The organism is Mycobacterium bohemicum DSM 44277 (assembly GCF_001053185.1).
GTDB lineage: Bacteria > Actinomycetota > Actinomycetes > Mycobacteriales > Mycobacteriaceae > Mycobacterium > Mycobacterium bohemicum.
On the sequence record NZ_CSTD01000006.1, the window covers coordinates 60028 to 82432 of the forward strand.

The 22405-nt window shown below is 64.1% G+C and carries 14 protein-coding genes and 4 pseudogenes; 6 read left to right on the forward strand and 12 right to left on the reverse strand.

From position 1 onward, the window contains the following. Positions 1-31: 31 nt before the first annotated feature. The 3 genes from BN971_RS22070 to BN971_RS22080 form a co-directional block, all read right to left on the reverse strand. Positions 32-2938: an MMPL/RND family transporter gene (locus BN971_RS22070; RefSeq protein ID WP_085180622.1), complete on the reverse strand. Its 2907-nt coding sequence runs from the start codon at positions 2936-2938 to the stop codon at positions 32-34. Then, entirely contained in the window at positions 2935-3378 is a 444-nt protein-coding gene (locus BN971_RS22075; RefSeq protein ID WP_211279800.1) for an MmpS family transport accessory protein, read from the reverse strand. The genes BN971_RS22070 and BN971_RS22075 overlap by 4 nt, the downstream gene beginning before the upstream one ends. 164 nt (positions 3379-3542) lie before the next feature. Continuing rightward, positions 3543-4154: a TetR/AcrR family transcriptional regulator gene (locus BN971_RS22080; RefSeq protein WP_245836699.1), complete on the reverse strand. Its 612-nt coding sequence runs from the start codon at positions 4152-4154 to the stop codon at positions 3543-3545. Positions 4155-4539: 385 nt separating this feature from the next. Here BN971_RS22080 and BN971_RS22085 point away from each other — a divergent pair. Continuing rightward, a pseudogene (locus BN971_RS22085) lies at positions 4540-5325 on the forward strand (DUF1906 domain-containing protein); the annotation flags it as partial. Here the strand turns inward: BN971_RS22085 and BN971_RS22090 are convergent. After that, positions 5253-6317: a ParB/RepB/Spo0J family partition protein gene (locus BN971_RS22090; RefSeq protein WP_245836674.1), complete on the reverse strand. Its 1065-nt coding sequence runs from the start codon at positions 6315-6317 to the stop codon at positions 5253-5255. The pseudogene BN971_RS22085 and the gene BN971_RS22090 overlap by 73 nt on opposite strands. 768 nt (positions 6318-7085) lie before the next feature. Continuing rightward, positions 7086-8447, reverse strand: a complete 1362-nt coding sequence (locus BN971_RS24815; protein WP_139823401.1) for an alpha/beta hydrolase — start codon at positions 8445-8447, stop codon at positions 7086-7088. Positions 8448-8581: 134 nt separating this feature from the next. On the opposite strand from BN971_RS24815, the gene BN971_RS22100 reads away from it, so the two are divergent. The 3 genes from BN971_RS22100 to BN971_RS22110 all read left to right on the forward strand — a co-directional run bounded on the left by BN971_RS22100 (position 8582) and on the right by BN971_RS22110 (position 12002). Then, on the forward strand, positions 8582-10441 hold the full coding sequence (locus tag BN971_RS22100; RefSeq protein ID WP_139027158.1) for an SIR2 family protein: 1860 nt from the start codon (positions 8582-8584) through the stop codon (positions 10439-10441). 72 nt (positions 10442-10513) lie between these two features. Continuing rightward, complete coding sequence (locus BN971_RS22105) at positions 10514-10837, forward strand: hypothetical protein (protein ID WP_085180619.1); 324 nt, start codon at positions 10514-10516, stop codon at positions 10835-10837. 289 nt (positions 10838-11126) lie between these two features. Further along, a complete protein-coding gene (locus tag BN971_RS22110) occupies positions 11127-12002 on the forward strand; it encodes a DUF4238 domain-containing protein (protein ID WP_085180851.1) in 876 nt (291 codons plus the stop codon). A gap of 115 nt (positions 12003-12117) precedes the next feature. On the opposite strand, the gene BN971_RS22115 is transcribed toward BN971_RS22110, so the two are convergent. The 4 genes from BN971_RS22115 to BN971_RS22130 form a co-directional block, all read right to left on the reverse strand. Continuing rightward, positions 12118-12471: a hypothetical protein gene (locus tag BN971_RS22115; protein WP_085180618.1), complete on the reverse strand. Its 354-nt coding sequence runs from the start codon at positions 12469-12471 to the stop codon at positions 12118-12120. A gap of 148 nt (positions 12472-12619) precedes the next feature. Continuing rightward, positions 12620-12883, reverse strand: coding sequence for a hypothetical protein (locus BN971_RS22120; protein WP_085180617.1), 264 nt, complete (start codon positions 12881-12883; stop codon positions 12620-12622). Beyond that, complete coding sequence (locus BN971_RS22125; RefSeq protein ID WP_085180850.1) at positions 12880-13113, reverse strand: hypothetical protein; 234 nt, start codon at positions 13111-13113, stop codon at positions 12880-12882. Before BN971_RS22125 ends, BN971_RS22120 begins: the two co-directional genes overlap by 4 nt. A 169-nt stretch (positions 13114-13282) precedes the next feature. After that, on the reverse strand, positions 13283-14521 hold the full coding sequence (locus BN971_RS22130; RefSeq protein WP_085180616.1) for a cytochrome P450: 1239 nt from the start codon (positions 14519-14521) through the stop codon (positions 13283-13285). Positions 14522-14782: 261 nt separating this feature from the next. Between BN971_RS22130 and BN971_RS22135 the strand changes: the two are divergent. Beyond that, positions 14783-18059: pseudogene (locus tag BN971_RS22135) on the forward strand (helix-turn-helix transcriptional regulator). Positions 18060-18205: 146 nt separating this feature from the next. On the opposite strand, the pseudogene BN971_RS22140 reads toward BN971_RS22135, so the two are convergent. Beyond that, a pseudogene (locus tag BN971_RS22140) lies at positions 18206-19048 on the reverse strand (IS3 family transposase); the annotation flags it as partial. Positions 19049-19282: 234 nt separating this feature from the next. Here BN971_RS22140 and BN971_RS22145 point away from each other — a divergent pair. Further along, positions 19283-20338: an IS110 family RNA-guided transposase gene (locus tag BN971_RS22145; protein WP_090350590.1), complete on the forward strand. Its 1056-nt coding sequence runs from the start codon at positions 19283-19285 to the stop codon at positions 20336-20338. A gap of 16 nt (positions 20339-20354) precedes the next feature. Here the strand turns inward: BN971_RS22145 and BN971_RS22150 are convergent. Together BN971_RS22150 and BN971_RS22155 are read right to left on the reverse strand one after the other, a co-directional pair. After that, positions 20355-20624: pseudogene (locus BN971_RS22150) on the reverse strand (transposase); the annotation flags it as partial. A gap of 285 nt (positions 20625-20909) precedes the next feature. Continuing rightward, entirely contained in the window at positions 20910-21962 is a 1053-nt protein-coding gene (locus BN971_RS22155; RefSeq protein WP_085180613.1) for a tyrosine-type recombinase/integrase, read from the reverse strand. Positions 21963-22405 lie beyond the last annotated feature (443 nt).

Sequence of the window (22405 nt, forward strand, 5' to 3'; positions counted from 1 at the left end):
CATTCACCTCCGGGACAATCCGTGATCGAGGTCAGCTCGGCCGCGATCGAGTTCCGGACGCGACCACGGGATCCCCGTCCTCCCACAACAGCAGTTGGCGTACCGCCGAGCGCGGCCCGTACGGCCGGAGCATCGTGCTGGCCGGGCGAGGACGCACCCGTTGCGGCCACCAGAACCACCGCCCGAGAAGCGTGGCGACAGCGGGCGTCATGAAGGAACGCACGATCAGCGTGTCGAAAAGCAACCCCAGGCCGATGGTCGTGCCGATCTGACCGAGCACCAACAAAGTGGCGAACACGAAGGAGGACATGGTGAAGGCGAACACGAGCCCGGCAGCGGTGACCACCGCCCCCGTGCCGGCCATCGCCCGGATGACTCCCGTCTTCAACCCGGCGTGAATCTCCTCCTTGAACCGGGAGATGAGCAACAGGTTGTAGTCGGACCCGACCGCCAACAGGATGATGACGGACAGCGCCAGGCAGATCCAGTAAAGCTTGATCCCGAAAAGGTCCTGCCAGACCAGCACGGAAAGCCCGAAGGAGGCGCCCAGCGACAGCGCGACGGTCCCGACGATGACGATCGCCGCAACCAGGCTCCGGGTGATGACCACCATGATGATCAAAATCAGGCTGAGGGCGGCTATTCCGGCGATCAGGAGGTCATATTTCGCGCCGTCGGCGATGTCCTTGTAGGTCGCCGCGGTGCCGGCAAGGTAGATGTTGGAGTCGCCCAACGGGGTGTTCTTCACGGCCTGTTTGGCCGCGTCTTCGATGGGGTCGATGTGCGAGATGCCTTCCGGGGTCGCGGGGTCACCTTCGTGGGTGATGATCATGCGCGCGGCTTTGCCGTCGGGCGAGAGGAATTGCTTGAGGCCCCGCTTGAACTCGGGATTGTCGAAAGCCTCGGGCGGTAGGTAGAACGAATCGTCGTTCTTGGCGGCGTCGTATGCCTGCCCCAGGGCGGTCGCGTTGTCGGTGCTCGCTCGCGCCTGGGCGTTGATGCCGAAGTTCGTGGCGTAGTTGGACAGGATCAGTCCGAGATTTTTTTCCTGGTCGGCGATCTGCGGCGGCAGCAAGGTCACCAGCTTCTGCTGGCCCGCGTCGAGCTTGTCCAGACTGGCGGTGAGCTTTTCGAACTGTGCGCTGAGCTGATCAATGCCGTCGATCGCGTCGAAGACGGATCTGAACGCAAAGCAGGCGGGAATGTCGTAGCAATGCCGTTCCCAGTAGAAATAACTGCGAATCGGCCTGAAGAAGTCGTCGAAATTGGCAATCTTGTCGCGCAGGTCGTTGATGATGGCGATCGTTTCGTGAAAGCTTTGGGTCTCATCGTGCGTGGAGGCGGCCAGCTGCCGCTGCAGGCCATATTGCTTGTTCAGAATGCTGATCGTGTCCCGCAGCTGGTCGGCCTGCTTGAGCAAATCCTGCGCGCGATCCCTTTGATACGGCAGATTCTCGATGTTGCCGATGCTGCCCGCGCTGATCTGAAAAGCCAGCGAGGTGTGCTCGATCGGCGTGCCCAAGGGCCTGGTCATGGACTGGACCTGAGCGATTCCGTGCAGATGCGCGATGGCTTTGGCCACTCTCTCCAGATTGATCATGTCCGCGGGATTGCGCATATCGTGGTCGGTCTCGATCATCAGCAGTTCGGGATTGAGGCGGGCTTGCGAGAAATGGCGCTCGGCCGCCGCGTAGCCGATATTGGCAGGGGCGCTGGCCGGCAGGTACGGGCGGGCGTCGTAACTCGTCTTGTATCCGGGCAGCGCCAGCAAGCCGATGAGCGCCACCCCGGTGGCCACCACCAGGATCGGGCCGGGCCAGCGGACGATGGCGGTGCCGATGCGCCGCCATCCTCGAGTCGCCATTCTGCGCTTGGGATCGAAGAGCCCGAAAAGACTGCCCACGGTGATGACCGCCGGCGCCAATGTCAGGGCGGCCGCCAGTGCGACCCCGATGCCTATCGCGGCCGGGATACCGAGGCTTTGGAAATAGTTGAGGCGGGTGAAGCGCAGGCAGAAAACCGCGCCGGCGATGGTCAGGCCCGACCCCAGGACGACATGGGCGGTCCCGCTGTACATGGTGTGGAAGGCCCGTTCCCGGTCCTCCCCGTCGTGCCGCGCCTCTTGATACCGGCCGAGAAAGAAGATCGCGTAGTCCGTGCCGGCGGCGATCACCAGTAGGGTGAGCAGATTTGTCGCATAGGTCGACAACCCGATCAGCCCAATGTTTCCCAGGAAGGCGACGATCCCCCTCGCCGCGGCCATTTCGATGAGGACCGTGACCAGCACGACGATTGCCGTGACGGAGCGGTACACCCACAACAACATCACCAGGATGACCAACACCGTGATCACGGTGACCTTGAAGGCACCTTTGCTGCCAACCTCGAACTGATCGGCGACGAGTGGCGCCGCGCCCGTCACGTAGGCTTTGACCCCGGGCGGTGCCGGCGTGTGGGCCACCGTCTCGCGGATGGTGTCGACCGACTCGTTCGCCAGCGCATCGCCCTGGTTGCCGGCCAGGTACAGCTGGACGTAGGCGGCCTTGCCGTCCTTGCTCTGCGAGCCCGCTGCGGTCAGCGGATCACCCCAGAAATCCTGGACGTGCTCCACATGCTTCGTGTCTTGCTCGAGCTTGCGGACCAGGGAGTCGTAGAACTTGTGGGCGTCGTCGCCCAGCGGCTTGTCACCTTCGATGACGACCATGGCCGAGCTGTCGGAATCGAACTCGTGGAACACCTTGCCGATGTGCTTCATCGCCTTGAAGGACGGCGCGGCAGGTGTATTGAGCGAGACGTTGTGCGCCTTGGCCACATCCTCCAGGTTCGGTACCGCGATGTTCGATATCGCCGCCAGACCGGCCCACAGCAGCAGGATCGGCACCGAGAACCGGCGAATAAAGCGCGCCACGGCGTTCTGCTGGGCTTGGTGGTTACTCATCCCGACTTCACCAGGCAGAAGGTATAGGCGTTCACTTCGTTGACGATCCTTTCGTCTTTGACCTCACCGTCCACCAGGATGCGACAGCCCAGGGAATCGCTGTTGCCTTGCGCCACAAGGTTGCTGAAGGCTCCGGGCTGTGTCGTGACCATCGTCAACGACCACGGCAGGGACGCGTTCACGACCTGCTGTGGCTGCACGTTGATGTCGACGTAGTTGATGGTCGCGACCGCGCCCGGGTCACCGAAGACCTCGAGGGTGATGTGCTTGGGATTGAAAGGTTCCGTCTGGTCTGCCAGACCGCCGCCGGCCGCCGTGTTGTTGTGCGACCCGAAGATGCCGTGGAGTCGATAGACGCAGAACCCGGCGACGGCCACCACCGCGGCGACGACCAGCACGATCCACCACCGTCTGACCCCACTGGTGAACGAGATCCTCACCGCTGGCCTTTCGGTAACCGGGACACCATCGCTGCCGGGGCTTGGGCGCTTCGATCGACAGTCTGACAGTACGGTACGGGACCGTCTAGGCACAAGAGACGAAACCGTCTACATCGGACGGGAGTCGCCCACCGGGTGGACGCCACATGAATGGCCGAAAACCTCTACCGGGCCCGTCGGGTGAGGGACGGGATGAGCACGTCGTCGACCAGGGCCTGCACCGTCGTTTCCGTCGGCGGGCGCCCGGCGATGATGGACCTGAAGATGAGGTAGCCGGGAAGCACGTCCCAGAGTTCGTCGCTGACGACGGACTCGTCGATCTCCCCCCGCTCGACGGACTGGCGCAGGACGTGCTGGATCAAGGCTTTGCGTTGATCGAGGAACTTGTGCTGCATCGCGTCGTTGAGCGCGGGATTGCGAGACACCTCGACAAGGACCGCGCGAATGGTGCTGGCGTGAAACCGGGATTGCTCACGCACCACCTGCCCCAACCGGAGCAGATCTCCCCGCAGTGTGCCGGTGTCCGGGGCAACCGCGACCTGACGGACACCTTCGATGAACGCGGCCAACACCAATTCGGCTTTGGACGGCCAACGCCGGTACACCGTGGCCTTGCTCGCGCGAGCGGTGGCCGCCACCGCGTCAACCGTCAACCCCTCATACCCATGTTCCTGCAACAACCGCAACGTCACCGCGAGAAACTCGGTCTCGCGGGGCGACCACAGCGGCGCCCCTGCGGCTCGATCGGAAATCTGGGTCACCTTGCCTACCGTCAGCCGAGCGGAGGAGTACAGGCCATTACCGTACCGCCGCGGTTAAGGCGCCGAGTAAGGATCGCGGTCGCGCGGCGCGACGCCTCGCGCCCGATCGCGCGAAGATCCGGCTGGGCTGGACTTTTCCTCAGTGTGGCCACGGGGGGGTCGAACCTTCGCGCTGATCAGGCAAACACTGGCTTACCTGCGGTTTCGCTCCGTATCGGTCTCGTTCATTACCCGAGGTCTACTCCTCGGGTCTTGATCGCGTCGAGCGCCTGGCTCGACACGAAATATCGTCGCCGCCGCCGCGCCTTGTGACTCGACACGGTGAACTACGGAGACCGATTTGATATCGACTACTGCACGCCACTTCTGTTCACAAATGTCACATATCTAGCATCACGCGATGCGGGAATTGTCGGTAGGTGCGTGCCACCAGCAATCACGCGCCATTCTCCGGCGCGACGTATTGCGCTACGCCATCGCGATTTCAGCACTGCCGGGGTTGTTTGCGGCATCGGCAACTGTTGCCGGGCCTACCGCGGACGCCGTTCCTACGACGGCTGCCACCAATGGAAAACTAATCGACTTTGCCATGCGCCAAATTCCGGCGGAGCACATTCGAGCCGCCGGCTACTCCGGGGTCATCAACTACGTGTCGCTGTCGCGGCCCGGCACGTCCATGGGCGCCAAGCCGATCACCCGGTCTTACGCCGAGCAGCTGACCGCTGCCGGGCTCATGATCGTCAGCAACTACCAGTACGGCAAGCCGGGCGGGTCTGCACCATCGGACTTCAGGCGTGGGTTCGAAGGCGGCGTCGCCGATGCTCGCACCGCCTGGAAGCTGCATACCGCGGCGGGTGGCGGTCAAAGCGCCCCTATCTTCTTCAGCATCGACGAGGACATAAGCCGCGACACCTGGAACAGCCTGGCACTCAAGTGGTTTCGCGGAATCAATTCGGTGCTGGGAGTGCAGCGCACCGGCGTCTATGGCGGTTTCGATGTGTGCCAATGGGCCGCCGCCGACGGCGTCATCGGGAATTCGCGCACGCCCGGCCACCGGTGGGCCTGGCAAACCAAGGCCTGGTCCCACGGTCAGATCGACCCAGCCGCGGTGCTCTACCAACGGGTGGTAAGTACCGAATCGAATCCTGGCCCGGTAGTCGGGGGACTCCAAGTCGACGTCAACGACGTATCGGGGACGAACACCTGTGCCTCGGTGACCGAGTTGGCGTGGCGCAACCCCTCGGCAGGTTCGGCGTCTGGCTGGTCTTCGGTCTCCCAGTCCACGGTCTCTTCATCAACAACGTCGCCGGTTTCCACGTCGCACAGTGCGGTGTCCTCAGAGAGCAACACAGCCCAGTGGGCGGGGTTGGTGACAGCGTTGTCGTCGGCTTCGTCCCCCTCGCCGGTCACCAGGTGATGCAGCGGTATGCAGGCCGCGTCCCACGACTCGGGCCGGTGCTCAAGGACGGTGAACCCCTTGTCGGTGTAGACCTGGGCTGCCTGGGCTCGGGCCTGGGCGGTGGCGCGTTCTTGACGGAGCTGGGCGACCGTGTGCTCGAACCAGCCCCTTCCAGCCGAGCTCATCAGCCGCTCAAGAGCGCCGGGCATGTCCTCGAACTCGGTGATCGCGGCTGCTTCGACCAGGCTGAGCTGGCCGCTGGCCAGGGCGTCCATGGCGGTCGTTGACTGCGCGGCGGTGTGCGCGGCCTTTACGGCGTCCTTGGCGACGGACAACCGCTTGGCCACCTTGGTCACCGACATCCCTGCGTCGATCATCTGCTGGATGCCGCGCGCCCGCTGGGCGTCGGTGAGGTCCCGCTTTTGATCGTTGGTGACGATCTGGTGCACGATGCGGTCGATGGTTTCCTGGCTGGCATCGGCAGCGGTGGACGGCAGCACATAGACCGGAACGCTGGACAGGCCGACTTCGCGGGCGGCAAGGGTGCGCCGCTGCCCATTGCGGACGCGGATGACCTCGGGCCGCTCGGGGTCGCGGACACCCGTGATCGGCACCAGGACTCCGTTTTCGGCGATGTTGGCGATGAACGCCTTGCTCAGGGCTGCGTCGTCGCGGACGTTGTCACCGATGTCGAGCAGCGTCGGGTCGAGGTGTTCCAGCGTCCCGATCGGTTGGTCAGCGCTGCTGGCCGTGCTTTCGGTGGTGGTTGTGTCGGTCATGGTTGAACCTTTCTGTGTGAGGCAGGCGTCCGCGTGGCCGCCTGTGTTCTTTTGCCTTCTGGCAATTGAGATTTGGGCCGGCATAGGGACGCGGAGTGCAAGGTCCGGGCGCGCAGTTGCCCGCCGCGAGCGAAGCGAGCGTAGGCGGGGGACTGTGCGAGCCTTGTGCCCGGAGCGAAGCGGAGGCCGTGGCCTTAGCGCGAAGCGGACCGCCGGCAATAATCGAAAGCCAGAAAGGCAAACAAACATGGGCTTGGGCCCCAAGGCCCAAGCTATTCAGTAGCGCCGCAGGCGCTTCAACTTCAACTCCCCGCTACGATCGCGGAGATGGGGCTTCGGCAGACCCGGCGCGGGTGGGAGGAACCCCGTCCGTCGCACTGCCCCGAATGTGGTGCGGAGCTCGGCGCGCACCAGGTGCTTGTCGGAATAGCGCATTGCCGTTGCGGACGGATGCACCGTTCTCACTGTTGCCGGGAAACGTGCATACGCGATATACGCCCCACCGCTGGAACCCAACTGCGGGCTGACGCAGCTCGATCGACGATACGGAGGAGACCGAAATTGCCTCTGCCGCAGTATGATTAGGGGATTTGCATGGAACCGCTGAACCGCTTGTGCTTGGGGCCGGCCTTGTTGCACCGGTCGCGCCGCAATCTTCGACGGTAGTCCTTTTGTTACGCCGTTTCGAGCGCACGTATGTTGCATCTGATGCAACCGGATGGAGGAGCTCAACGCTCCGAAAAAACACCCTTGGCCATTGAGGCCGGCTCAAATGCGACCACGCAGAGCTATGTCCTCCGCCCGCCAGACACCTTCGCTATGCGTTGCGCCGTGGTCGAGCCGCCACCTGTCGAGGAGGACCTCCGTGACGTTCGGCTGCCTGGGCACACGCTGACCTGTGCCAGCGATCGCCAGGACAGGATCGAACCGCAACCGAACATCGACCATCCGGGCGGTTGTCTGGAGCGCTGCCTTCACGAGGCCCGTAACAGGGGTGCTTAGCAAGACGAGTTCGTGGACTGGAGTCCCCGTCGCCGTTGCACGGGCAGCTACTTCACCCCCATAACTGTGACCAAAGACTGTCTGGAGGCCATGGGGCGCAAGGTCATACGCCCAGTCTCTGAAATCACGGGCGGCGAGGGATCTCTGTTGAGCGCTGTACGCACCACTCCAACTGAATTTCGCTCCCCTAGCATAAAGATTTGGGCGGTGATTTCCGAGGATGAACTGATGGAAGTCACCGCCTGGACGCCACCAGTCGCCCTTCCAGCCCCAGGTCCCATGGATCATGGTGGACACAACTGGTGCGCCAGGTGACGTCGTGGGCGGCTTTGGTGGCTCAGGAAGAGCTCCGTCGCCGGCTTCGAAAGGCTCGACAGCAGCGAACGCCAGCGACCGAGTAATCGGGTCGGGCGATTGAATCGCTGCATCCAGCCGACTCCGGGCCAGAACGCCGATGACGAAGGAATCAAGATACCTGTCACCACGGAGCCGAAACATCAACCGCAGGTAGATGTCCCGCCAGCGGCTCGAGTCCCACGGAATTGTCTCTGGAGGTGATTCATCGTCGATCAACGATGGGCTCTGCTCTCGCCGCCAAAACCATGGATCCCACGGGGTGTCGGGCAGAACCTCGTCGAAATCGAATGCGAGCCGGTCGAATATCCGCCATCGTGGCGGCCCTGCTGGAGGCCATTGCCTGGTCCGCAGACCCAGCCCGCGCCAGAGCGCCCCGGCCGCGGCAGTCGATTCACGTTCGAGCGAACTTCCGAGCATCGCGACCAGGAAACCGACCGCAAGCCGCGGGTTCGCGGTCTCATTGAGTGCGAGCCAGCGGCGGACTCGCGTGTCGTCGAGATTTTCGTCTGGCGAGATTGAGAAGTCGCTTTGGCCATCAAATGGATCGACTTCACGCCACATACGGCCGCCTTGCTCGATGATCGAGTCCGAAAACCCCATCGACCGCTGCTCGGCTCTCAACTCGCTCATCGCTCCCGTGGCCTCTTGCAGCAGACTCGACAGCGCCCCAGCACGGCACACGTTGGTACCTTCAGACACCTCTAAGGACCGCACGCTATCGACCGCGGCGGACGGCTCGAACACATCGTCCGCGTTGCCTGGAGCTGTCAATCACGCCTCCCCACGTGCCGTGGATGACCGGGCCCGGACCTTCATCGTCGAACGCGACGGATCAGGCACTATGATCTTGTCAGATCAGTGGCAGCACGCCTGACATTTCGGGCACCAGCACACAGAGGAATCGCGTGCCCGCGCACAAGCTGCACATCGCCCCGCCTGCCGCGGCTAACATCGTGCCCGCTGGCGCAAGACAGGTCCAGGAGATTGACGTGGCAGTTTCACCGACCAACGCGCTCTCGGCACGCGTAATGCTGGCGTCGGCCATTCACGCTCAGCCGGGGGTGTATGCCGTACTACTTGGATCCGGGGCGTCACGGGCGGCGGGCATTCCCACCGGGTGGGAGATAGTCCAACATCTCGTTCAAAAGGCCGCGGCGGCAGAACACCCGGACGATCCGGATTCCCAAGCGCAAGCGGCCGCCGATCCTGAAGCCTGGTGGGCTGCTCACGGCGAAGGCCCGCTTGGTTATTCGTCATTACTCGCCGCGATCGCGCCGTCGTCTGCGGCGCGTCAGGGGTTGTTGAAGGATTACTTCGTCGCCTCCGATGACGATCGGGAGGCCGGACAAAAGCTCCCGACAGCGGCGCACCGAGCTATCGCGGAGCTCGTCAAGAGCGGTTTTGTCAAAGTTGTCGTCACCACAAACTTCGACACCCTCATTGAACAAGCGCTTGACGCCGCCGGCGTCGCGTATCAGCGAATCACCCGATCCGAACAAATATCTGCGACAACACCCCTCGCACACGCCGACGCGACGGTCATCAAAGTCCACGGCGACTGGACGGACCTCGAGTTCCGCAACACCATCGACGAACTCGATCAATATCCACAGCCCTGGATCGACCTATTGACGCAGGTATGTAACGAATACGGCCTGCTCATCAGCGGATGGTCGGCCGAGTGGGACAAGGCACTGGTCCGGGTGTTGGAATCAACAACCCGCAGATACCCCCTCTATTGGGACAGCCGGTCGTCGAAGAAAACAGCGGCACGCGACCTGCTCGCTCGGCATGGCGGCCACGTAATCGATGCCGACTCCGCCGACGAGCTGTTCACCTCGCTGACCGCCAGCCTCGACGCGCTGCAGCGTCTGGCAGAACCACCCTTGACAACCGCGGTCGCAATTGCCCGCCTCAAGCGCACGCTGCCCGATCCGATACGACGCATCGAACTGCATGACCTGATTCGCGCAAAAACCGATGGCGTAATCGCAGCAGTATCAACGGTCCCGGCTTCCGCACCGACCTACCAAGACATCGACAACGTACTCGACCAGCTCCTCGAGGCAACCAAACCCTTACTGGCGCTGCTGATTCACGGCGTCCGACACGACATTCACCGAGACCACACCAAACTCTGGGTGGACGTGCTCCAGCGGCTGCTGGACGGGCGAGGATTCGTGAGCCAGGTCGTACTAGACGCCCTGCTGCATTACCCCGCCTTGCTTGCGCTGCGCACCATGAGCATCGTGGCGATCGACGAAGGGCGCGACGACCTCCTCGTCGAAGTGCTCACCCGCCCGCGCTGGACAGATCCCTACGGGCGGCGGGGGCCTGCGAACGCTGCTGAAGTGCTGCATATCAACCGGGCGCTCGACGGCGACATGATCAACAAACTTCCGCGGTGGGAAGGGACGGGCTGGTTGTACCCGCAGAGCCACTTCCTTAAGGCAGTCCTGCAAGAGGTCGTGACTGAAAATGGTGTGGAGTCAACGCGGTACGAGCAGTTATGCGACGACGTCGAATATCGCACCGGACTTGTCCAACTCCTGACCGCGACGGGCACGCCCCGACCGAACATGGGGGAAGTTGCCAACGAGCGTAACTGGGACGCCACAGAGCGGCCCGTCGCGGAGAATTGCTTCCGCGACCACCTCACCAGAGGCGGTGAAGACGCGTGGACTCCGCTGCTCAGCGGCGATTCGCTCGATGACGTGCTCGAACGCTACCGTGACATTCTCAAGACTTATATCCGGTACCGATGACCGTCAGTGCCCGGGTGTAGAAGCTTCCTCGGCGGCTGGCCCGCAGCGCTGCGAGGGTAGATAATCGAAACTGTGTTCGATGGATGGCAGCAAGGCCCGGAATATCCGACGCTCTATCGCTTGGAGCGTGACGTGGTCGTTGACGTATCACGGGCCTTGCCGGGCACCGGCTACCGGAGACAAGATGAGCTGCCGCTGTGGGTGAAGACGTCCGCACTGCGCCTTGAACCCTCGATGCGGGCACGACAGGTCGCCTGGATCCGGCGTGCCTCAGACGGAGGATGGCTGGCCGTGGTGCTCATGCCGGCCGGCAGTGCAAATGGCCAATCGCGTGTCACGATGCAGCTGTGGCTAGAGCCCGAGATGATAACCACCGACCTCACGATCCGCCCGTAGGCGGCCGAACCAGGGGGATACCGCACATTAGAAATACGTGCACTCCGCCAGTACACTGCCAATACACGATTTATACTCCGCCCCTTGGTGATTCGGCCACACCACCTGGACGTGCCGCGCGTACGGTCAGACGGTGTTCGGGCGTCCGTTGAACCCTCACTGCAGTGTGTTGGATGGCCCTGCGGCAGTGAGGATCTCGAATCGCCGCTGTCCACGAGCTGATGGCGGCGCCATGCTCCTGTACGGCGTAACGCTGGACAAGGGAGAAATCGCGGCATATCCATGTTGTATGGCCTCTATCAAGCGCGGTCATCACACCGTGCCGCGGTTCTATTTGGACGGCTTCGCCAACGACGACCGTCAGCTTGGAGTCGCACAGCTGAGTAGCAAGAAACGGTTTCCGTCGTCAACCGGGGATGCGACGGTGTTTAGGGACTTCTACAACATCGATTCGCGTGCCGATCCAAATGCCGTGGAAGACCTCCTCTCAGAAATCGAAGGGGATGCCGCCGCGGTGTTCCGGAACGTGTTAGTTGATCGGTGCTGGCCGCTTGGCATCGAACAACGTGCGATGCTGGCGACCTTCCTCGCGCTGCAGAGAACCCGCACACCAAGCCACCGCCAGATGGTCGACGAGATCAAGGAAATCATGGCCGACGTGCTCGAGAGCACTGGCCGTGGGGACGCCGTCATTCCTGTCGGTCTCGACCAGGTGGACTCGAAAACTGTTCACATACAGTCGATGCTGGACATTGAGCAGCATGCGCCGTGTTATTTCGGTCGGAGATGGTGGTTAGTTCAGTTCGGCAGGAAGCGGCTGTTGACTTCCGACTCGCCGGTTGGCCTTTTGCCCCATCCGGATGCGCCGGCCGACGCCGCCTTGGGCGTCGGCACGGCGTGGGTAATTCTGTTTCCGATGTCGCCTACCGTGGGGCTCATGATGGTCGCTCCGGACCGCGAGGATGAACCGATCGATATCGCCCGCGGGCGTGCTGACGGCATCCTCGATGGCTCGACGTACCTTGCGAAGTTGTTCAATGAGACGGCGATCGACAACGCGCGTGAATCCATCTTTCATCATCCCGATGACGGGAATCTCGTGCCCGCTGACCTTCCGTCGCCTCGGGGAAGGCAACTGGAAACGTCGCCCGGGCCGCCTGAATGAAAGGCCAGTTTTCGTGGGGGCACAGGCCGCCTCGGGTGAGGATGGCCATGGCTATCAGGGCGTCAGGGCTGTGAAATCCGCAGGAGCGCTTGGGGCTGAAGTGAGCTTGAGCGGACTACTCAGCATCGGCCAAGTCGGCTGAGCGAGTCTGCATGAACCACTTGCGAGTTCGGGTGAGGCCGGCGGAATCATCGGCCTCACCACCACGAATGCCCCAGAGGTCGTACGCCCAACGCCGGAGCACGGTGGTCTCGTCCTCGCTCATCTCCGTGAGCAGCTCACGAGAGTCGAGCAGGTATGCCACTGCAACGACCTCACCGGTCGACCAGACGTAGCGGTAGTTGTCCCAGCCGTGGGCACGGACGGCCCGGCATCGGGCAACGAGGTCGTCCCGCCGATGCTGAAGGAGGTCTTCTGGCAGTCCCGAGAAGATGTGGCTCGCGAGCTGCTCACGTGTGTAGTCAGTCATTTCGTCATCTTCTCTGTCTGCTGGGTCATTCTCTTCGTTGGCCAGCCGGCGCCGCTCATGCTGCGATTCTTCCTGACAGGTGTGACAAGTCGTCCACCTTCAGTAGGTCACGCCGCAAGGGCTTTCACTGCCTATCGGGGCACCCCCGTTAGGGGTGCGGGAATATCGCTTCGATTCGGGGGCCGTCTGTGGACCAGAAGACCTTGTACGGCGGATGGCCGATGACTGGCAGGCGCATGCGGATCCCACCGGGAGTGGTGATCGCGGTGGACAGCGACTGAGCCTGGCCGGGGAGGCGGAAGATGAATTCGATGGTGTCCAAGACGCTGTTGTACAAGTCGGCGTCCGGACCGTTTTCCAGCGCGTCGAGCTGGGCGTCGGCGACTTGGGAGTAATCACCTTCAACGCTCACGTTCTGCGGGCCCGCGCACGACGCACCGTCGGAGATGCCGCGGCGCGCGCCAGCAGGTCGCGTAGCTCGGGATCGGAGTCGAATTCGTGCTGGGCGTCAGTCACCACCCGCGCTGGCTGCAGAAGCAAACTGCCGTCGGGGTTTTCGCGCATCACAAAGCGCTGATTGGGACGGCCGGGCAGCACTGCACGGCTGCGGTCATCGGTTTCTATAACGGCAGGCTCAGTCACCACACCAGTATAGCCCATATTCCCATAATGGGCATGAGACGTCTCGTCCCAGTATCTGCGGGACACATTGGACTGGCAGGACCCCAAGAATTGGTCCACTTTTTTGCGAGAGTCGATTTTATTTGTGCGTGCAATGGCACCCTACCCAGCTCGTGGCTGGTCGGCGGGTTCAGTGTCCGGCGTCGAATTCGATGGGCAGAGTGGTGGGTCCGCTCAGTGCGGTCAGCGGTTTCCATGGGGCCGGACCGGTGCGGCGGGCGTTGGGCATGCGCCGTGTCATCACCGCCAGGGCTTCGGCCAACTCGAGGCGGGCGAGACTGGCACCGAGACAGTAGTGCATGCCGGCGCCGAACGTCTGGATCGGTGGGGCGCCCACGCGGCTGATGTCGAGACGGTCGGGGTCGTCGCAGACCTCGGGATCCCGGTTGGCCGCCCCAGTGTTGACGACGACTATTGTGTCGGCCGCGATTTTGACGCCGGCGACTTCGACATCCTCCATCGCGGCGCGCAACGTGACGAAGGTGATCGGCGAATGGCGGATGAGCTCCTCGACGGCATTGACCGCAAGCTCCGGATGCCGGCCCAGGAGATCCCACTGGTCGGGGTGATCGCACAGCACGTGTACCGCCGCACCCAACTGGAGGCGGGTGGTGTCGGTGCCTGCCAACAACAGCGCGGCAACGAGCATGCGGAGTTCGTCGGCGCTGAGGCGATCGCCATCGTCCTCGGCGCGGATCAGCTCGGAGATCAGGTCGTCGGTCAATGCGTGCCGCCGGTGCGCGAGCATGTCGTCGATGTAGGTGTCGAGAGCATCCCAGGCGGTCAGGATCGCCGATGTTTCGTTGGCGGCATTCCAGCTGAAAGCCTTCAAGATGTCATCTGTCCAGCTGGAGAACAGTTCCCAGTCTTCGGGCGGTGCGCCCAGTAGCGCGCAGATGACCGGGATCGGGTATTGGCGGGCAATGTCGGTGACCACGTCGCAGCGCCCGTGGGCGCTGTGGCGGTCAACCAGTCCCGTGATGATGTCGACGATCGTCGTGCGCAGCCGTGGCGTCGCTTTGGGTGTGAAGGCTTTGCACACCAGTCGGCGTAGCCGGTGGTGTTCGTCCCCGTTGAGGCTGAGAATGTTGGCGGCGACGCGGTCCCAAAGCGGGCCAGAGGTGATGCCTTGCGCGGCAAGGAACATCCCTTGAGGCACCCGGAATCGCGGGTCGCGGAGCGCGGTGCGCACGAGATCGTAGGTCAGTAGCTCGGGCCCGTATGGCCCGATCGCGATCGGCGCCTTCTCGCGGGCCTGGCTGATGATTGCGTGGGCTTCGTCGGGGTGTTGAGCGTGTTCGTAGTTGATCGTCGGTAGTCCGGCATCGAAGACGCTCGGACAGCTCGATCCGTCAACGGTTACGGTCATGGTGGTCCTCCTCGGTCGGGTCCTCGACTCGACTGTGGGGCTTCCGGAGCGCCAGATCATCGGGGAGAACTCGTAACTGAACGGGCCCGGTCTATAGGCGCGCATCGGCATGGTGTTTTGCCCTACGTGGTTCCCCCGGGTGGCGCGATGTTTCACCGAACCGATCGCTCAGCGACGTCGAGGTACGGGTTTTCACTGATGTTTGCGGCTCCCGGCCCCGAGATGCTGGCTAGCATGACCGAAACTGATCCACGTGCGGACATGCCGCCGGTGAACTGGAGTGAGTTGGGCGTGGGCGAGCTGCCAACCGGAACGGTGACGCTGCTGCTCGCCGATGTCGAGGGCTCGACGCGGTTGTGGGAGACCCAACCGGAGGAGATGACGGCCGCCGTCGCACGCTTGGACCGCACGCTAGGAGACCTGCTCGCCGCCCACGGCGGGGTGCGGCCGGTCGAGCAGGGTGAGGGCGACAGCTTTGTGGTCGCGTTCGCCCGCGCGAGCGAGGCGGCTGCGTGCGCATTGGAGTTGCAGCGGGCGCCGCTGGCCCCGATCCGGTTGCGCATCGGTGTGCATACCGGCGAGGTGCAGCTGCGCGATGAGGGTAATTACGTTGGCCCGACGATCAACCGGACGGCGCGGCTGCGCGATCTCGCGCACGGCGGCCAGACGGTGCTCTCGGGCACCGCCGAGGATTTGGTTGTCGATACGCTTCCGGCTGACGCGTGGCTGACCGATCTCGGCAGTCACGAACTGCGCGGTGTCGCCCGTCCCGAACGGGTGGTGCAGCTGTGCCACCCTGATATCCGCAACGACTTCCCGCCGCTTCGGACGTCGAAACCCGTTGCCGCGGAGCATTTACCGGTGCAGCTCACCAGTTTTGTCGGCCGCGGCGCGGAGATTCACGATGTGCGGCAGATCCTCGTTGCCAACCGGCTGGTCACCTTGACCGGCGCCGGCGGTGCCGGTAAGACCCGTCTGGCCATACAGGTCGCGGGTCAGATGGCTACCGATTTCGGTGACGGAGTGTGGTATGTCGACCTGGCGCCGATCACCGACCCCGACCTGGTGCCAGTCGCGATGGTAGGTGCCCTCGGCCTGGCGGATCAGCCGAGCCGCTCCACAACAGAGACGCTCATCGGGTTCGTAAGAGATCGTCGGATATTGGTGCTGCTGGACAACTGTGAACACCTTCTGCATGCGAGTGCTGCGCTGATCACCGCGCTGCTGAGCGCCTGTCCGCGGCTGACGCTGCTGGCAACGAGTCGTGAGCCGATCGGGGTCGCCGGCGAGGTGACTTGGCAAGTGCCGTCGCTCTCGTTGGACGACGAGGCCATCGAGCTGTTCGTCGACCGAGCGCGCCGGGTGCGATCCGGATTCACAGTCACCGACGACGACAACGACGCTGTGAAGGAGATCTGCCGTCGCCTCGACGGCATGCCGCTGGCCATCGAACTCGCCGCGGCCCGGGTGCGTGCGTTGACGCTCCACGAGATCATCGACAGTTTGCACGACCGCTTCCGCTTGTTGACCGGTGGTTCCCGCACTTCGGTGCGTCGCCAACAGACACTGCATGCGTCGGTGGATTGGTCGCATGCGCTGCTGACCGAGCCCGAGCGAGTCTTGTTTCGCCGGCTTGCGCCGTTCATGGGTGGATTCGACCTCGCCGCCGCCCGTGCCGTCGCCGGCGGCACCGAGGTCGAGCGCTACCAGGTCCTCGACCAACTCACTCTGCTCGTGGACAAGTCGCTGGTGGTGGCCGACGACACGGGCGGCCGAAATGCGGTACCGGCTACTTGAAACCGTGCGCCAGTACGCCCTGGAAAAGCTCGGCGAGTCCGGTGAAGCCGATACCGTGCGGGCGCGTCACAGCGATTACTACACCTTGATGGCTAGCCAGCTCGATGCCCCGGCGGCCAGCGGCCACCAGCAGCGTGTCGAGCAAGCTGAGAGCGAGATCGACAACCTGCGCTCGGCCTTCGCCTGGAGCCAGGAGAACTCAGACGTCGAGCGTGCGCTGCAGCTCGTGTCGTCACTGCAGCCGCTCTGGCTAGGGCGGGGCCGTATCCAGGAAGGACTGGCCTGGTACGACGCCATCCTCAGCGACGACACCGCGCACGGCATCGAGGTGGCGGCCGGGGTACGGGCGCGGGCGCTCGCCGACAAGGCCGCGCTCGCCACCCAGGTCGTCGCCGTCGACAGCCTCGATCAGGCCGAAGAAGCCCTGGCGATCGCGCGTGAAATTGGCGACCCGGCCCTGGTGGCCCGGGCGCTCACCGCCTGCGGAGGTATCGCCGCCTACAACACCGAGGTGGCTTCGCGCTACCTCGCCGAGGCGAACGAACTGGCCCGGGGCCTCGGCGACCAAGGGATGTTGAGCGAGATCCTCGGCTTTCAGGCGTACGCCACATTCATCGCGGGTGACCCGATCGCCGCGCGTGCGGCCGGTGAAGAAGGACGCGACCTCGCCGAGTCGATCGGTGACCGGCCGGCCGCGTTTCGCTGTCGCTGGAGCCTCGGTTTGGCACAGTGGATGCAGGGCGAGTTGGCCGGGGCCCTCGCACAGTTTCGCGGCGCGGCTGCCGACGCCGAGACCAATCACGACGTGGTCGGGACGGCGGCAATGCTGTTCTGCCAGGGCATGGTGTTGGCGTACCACGGTGACACCAGTGCGGCGCGAGCCGCGGCCGACGCGGCGATCGAGGCCGCAGCGGAGATCGGTGGGTTCATTGAGGGCTTTAGCTACGCGGCGTTGGCTACGGCGAGCCTGGCCGCAGGTGATGTAGCGGCCGCGGCCGATGCCAGCGAGGCGGCCTCGCAGCGGTTGAGTGCCCAGCTGGGGGTGGTGAATATCAACCCAGTAGCGCAGGTTGCCCTTGCGCGTGGTGATCTGGTCGCGGCCCGCCGCTGGGCGGACGATGCCGTCTCGGTGATGAGGGGCTGGCACCTAGCGGTGGCGCTGACGACGCGTGCGCGGGTTGCGATCGCACAAGGCGAGCCGGAGCAGGCCGATCGTGACGCCTACCGGGCGCTCGCGTGCGCCGCCGACGTCGAGGCGCATCTGGCTCTCCCCGATACTGTCGAGTGCCTGGCAACGCTGGCCGGCGCCGCCGACAGTCACCGAGAAGCCGCGCGACTATTCGGCGCGGCGCAGGCCCTGCGGGAACGCATGGGTGCGGTCCGGTTCAAGATCTATGACGCCGGGCACGATGCCGCGGTCGCGACGCTTCGTAATGCATTGGGCGCAGCCGACTTCGAGTCTGCGTGGGCCGAGGGCGCCGCGCTGTCCACCGGCGAAGCGATCGCCTACGCCCAACGCGGCCGCGGCGAGCGCAAACGCCCGGCCAGCGGCTGGGCATCGCTGACGCCAACCGAACTGGACGTCGTCCGGCTCGTCAGTGCGGGCTTGGGCAACAAGGACATCGCGACAAGGCTTTTCGTCTCACCACGCACCGTCGAAACCCACCTCACTCACGTCTACACCAAGCTGGGCCTGGCTTCGCGCGTCCAACTTGCCCAAGAGGCAGCACGTCACGCCTGACCGATGGGGCGGCCAAGCCGTTCGACGGGGTCGGATTATCGGGCCACTGACAACTACCGGTGTTGCATCGACTTCGCGTACCCGCGTCGCAGCCGACGGTGTTACCGGATCGCAAGGTGCGTCACTGTTCTCGCTGCTTTGGGGGTTTATTGGTGGGTACAGTTGGCGGCGTAGCGGGCTGGCGGCTGGTAGCCCAGGGCGGAGTGGCGGCGGTGGTGGTTGTATTGATACTTCCAATCGCCGATGACGACGCGGGCGTGCGCCAGTGACCAGAAGATGTTGATGTTGAGGCATTCGTCGCGGACCCTGCTGTTGAAAGATTCGATATAGCCATTGCGCCACGGCTGGCCTGGCGGGATGAACGCCAGTAATAGGCGATCACCGGCCCAGTCGGCCATCGCCGCGCAGGCCAGCTCGGGCCCGTTGTCACAACGCAGGACAGCGGGGTAACCGCGTTGGGTGGCCAGCCGGTCCAGCTCATCGATCAGGACATCGGCGGTGACGGAGCGTTCAACCAGCCCGCCCAAGCATTCGCGGGTGTGCTCATCAACGATCGACACGATCTTGACCGGGCGCCCGTCGGTGGTGGCGTCGAATTGAAAGTCCACTGCCCACACCCGATTCGGCGCATCGGCAACCACGATCCCTGCCGTGGTGCTGGCGCCGAGGCGTTTGCGGCGGCGGCGCTGCGGCACCCGCAGGCCCTCTTCGCGCCATAAGCGTTGCAGGCGTTTGTGGTTGACATACCAGCCGTTGGCGCGGGCGCAATGGTAGGCGCGGCGAAACCCCCACCGGGGATGCTCTTTGGCCCACAAGCGCAGCCACGCCCTCAAAGCGGCATCCGGGTCTCCCGGCGTCTGACTGGCTGGGCGGTGACGCTGGGTGGTGCGGTGTTGCCCGGTGACCCGGCAGGCGAACCGCTCACTGACCTGCATCACCCGCATCAGGTGGTGCACGGCGGCTCGCCGGCGCTCCGGGCTTAGAAGTTTCCAGTGATGATGGTTTCTGGACGCCGTCCCGAGGTTGTGACCCCGAAATTTCCTGGCCGATCGTCTGCCTTTCATAGGACCTGTCGAGCCTCGGTCCGGCGCCCACCACACATAAGAACTCGGGCGTCCGCACGAAGGGTGTGACCTGATAGGAGCGTGCTCGCCCGCGGCCCATCACTGGCCTGTCCACCCTCTCCGAACGGCGTCCGGCCAACGAGAGGAACCAGTCCTGCCATGACACCCAGCAAACGATCCATCATCGGCGGAGTCGACACCCACACGGCAACGCATCACGCCGCGGTCATCGACCTCAACGGCCGACTGATCGCCGACGCCAATTCCCCCGCCACACCCGCCGGTTACGCAGCAATGCTGACCTGGATGCGCAACCAAGGCAAGCTCAGCCGAGTCGGGGTGGAAGGAACCGGCGCCTACGGGGCCGGGGTGGCTCGTCATATGCACGAGCAGGGGGTCGAGGTGCTCGAAGTGCCGCGCCCGGACCGTCGCATCCGGCGCCAACGCGGCAAGAGCGACCCGATCGACGCCGAAGCAGCCGCACGAACCGTGTTGGCAGGCACGGCAAGCAGCGCGCCGAAGCTGGCTGACGGCCCGATCGAAGCCATCCGGATGCTGCGCGTTGCCCGCAACGGAGCAGTCAAGGCCCGCACGGCCGCACTCAACACCCTGCGCTCGATGGTCATCACCGCCCCCGAGCCGTTGCGCACCCAGCTGCGGCCCCTGTCATCAGCGCAGCTGGTCGCTGCCTGCGCACGGCTGCGACCCGACCTGGCCAACCTCGCCGAGCCCGTCCACGCGGCCAAACTCGCCTTGCGCTCGATAGCACTGCGGGTTCAACATTTTGACATTGAAACTCGCTCTCTGCGAAAGCAACTCGATGAACTCACCCAAGCCGCTGCACCTACCACCAGTGCCGTGTTCGGGCTCGGCCCAGACACCGTCTCCGCGTTGCTGATCACCATCGGTGACAACCCCGACCGGCTACGCAGCGAAGCCGCCTTCGCCCACCTCTGTGGCGTCGCCCCGATCCCAGCGTCATCGGGCAAAACCAACCGACACCGCCTACACCGCGGCGGTGACCGGGCCGGCAACAGTGCGCTGCACATCGCCGCAGTCGTGCGCCTTCGCTACGACCCCCGCAGCCGGGCCTACGCCAACCGCCGAACCACAGAGGGCCTGTCGATGCCCGAAATCATCCGCTGCCAGAAGCGCTACCTGGCCCGCGAAATCTTTCATGCACTACGCGCCGACTACGCCAAACTCAGCACTTGACATCTATAGGAGCGTCCTGGGCGATCTCCTTGAGCGCGGCCTTCTCTAGCTCCGCCTCGGCCAACAGCCGCTTGAGCGTGGCGTTCTCCCGCTCCAGATCCTTGAGCCGCTTGACGTCGTCGGCCTTGAGCCCGCCGAATTGATTGCGCCAGCGATAGTAGGTCTGCTCGGAGACCTGCAGCTCGCGGCACATGTCGGCAATCTCCTTACCCTCGGCCAGCATACGATCCGCCTGGGTTAGCTTGCGCACCACCTGCTCGGGCGTGTGTCGTTTCCTCGTTGCCATCGGGATCGTCCTTCCTGCCCACAAACATGGGCGGCAAGACTCTCACTCAACGTGGACCAACCAACCGGGGTCAGGGCAGGACGCTTTCAACTGGGCGCACGTGACCCAAGTGGACCATCATGCGGGCCACGCTGAAATGCTTGATCAGGCTGGTTTGAGAGGGAGGCCGATTGCCGGGTCGGCAGTAGCCGCACTGATTTGCTGCGCACAGTACATCGGTGATCTGCCGGTAGGGGGCAGGAATTGGCTTTGCGATCGATCTCACCCAGGTGACATCCCTGGCGGTCAACGTTGGTGTTGCCCAGGCTGCAAATCGTGCTGGCGGGCCAGGTCGTAGAGGGGGTTCCGTGCCGCGGCGGCCCGGGTCTCTGAGCCGGCGCTGGTGACGTAGCGCTGCGAGGTGGACATGGATTGGTGTCCAAGGAGTTTCATCAGCGTGTAGACGCTGACGTTGGCGTTGGCGAGTTCGGTGGCGTAGGTGTGCCGCAGTGCGTGCACGAGGGCCCCGGGGGTTCGTTGGGCGTCGGGGCCGGCGAGGGTGAACGCCCGCTGGACGCGGTAGTGCAGGGCGCCGCGGGTGATGCGGTTGCCGTCGCGGCCTACGAACAGCGGTGCGTTGGCGGGCCATTGTGGGCGGTCGGTGGTGGTGAGGCGAGCGCGGGCTGTATGGGGGAAACGCGTCGCGCGGCTGGTGAGGTAGCTGTGCAGGACATCAACAAGGGCTTGCTCGATCGGAACGGAGCGGTCTTTGTTGCCCTTGCCGCGCACGTGAAGCACAGCGCCGGTCTCGGTGAGGCGCAGGTCGCCGATGTTCGCGCCGCGCAGCTCGGCGGCGCGCAGGCCGGCCAGCAGGGCGGTGAAGACGATGGCGCGGTCGCGCTCGGGCCAGTCGGTGACTCTCTTGTTCGCCGCGGGTGCGTCGATGGCATTGAGGAGTGCTTGGGCGGCGGTGGGGGGAAGTGATCTGGGCAGGGTCTTGGCGGGTTTAGGTTGTCCGACGAGCTCCATGGGGTTGGCCAGCAGTAAGTCCGACGTATACAGGTAGCTGCACACGGTGTTCCAGGTCGACCAACAGCGGCGGATGGACGCCGCTTCATGGGTCTGCGCGTAGGCCGCAAACGCTTGGCGCATCGTGTCTTTGGTGATGCCGGCCGGATTGAGGGCGGTCAGGTCGTCGCCGGCGGCGAGGTGGCCGGCGATCGCGTCGAAGTCGTGCCGGTAAGCCTGCAGGGTGTGTGGGGAGGGTTTTCTGGTGGCGCGGTCGGCGAGGAACCCGCGAAACCACGCGGGGCGTTCGCCATCGGTGCGCGCCCGTCGGGGACTGCTGGTCGCGGTCATAATTCATGCATAATATCAGTTATGCATGAATCAGCGCGTAAAGCGTTGCACGACACGCTTGTTGCTGCACGGCCAGTGTCCGATCCAGGAAGTCGAGAGTAATCCGGGAAACCATGAGAGTAGTCCGATTCGGGCCACAATCCGGGAAACCATGAGAGTCGCAACCCCACGAATCACGCACTGCAACGGCCAACAGAGATCCGCTGGTTCTCGGCCAGCACATCCGCCATACCCGACTAAGAAACGGCGGCCGCCGGCGCGACCCTCACACCTCCGCCGCGTGGACCGGCCCTAAGTCATTACGTCACCGTGACGTTTCTTACGCATGGCGTCAGATCCAATCATGCTGTCCGCCTGCAACTTCCGTGGTGTTCCTGGGCGCTGAGAGCGGCATGTAAATCACCTCACCCAACCGGCCCACCAAGCCCGACGGGCCCAACAGG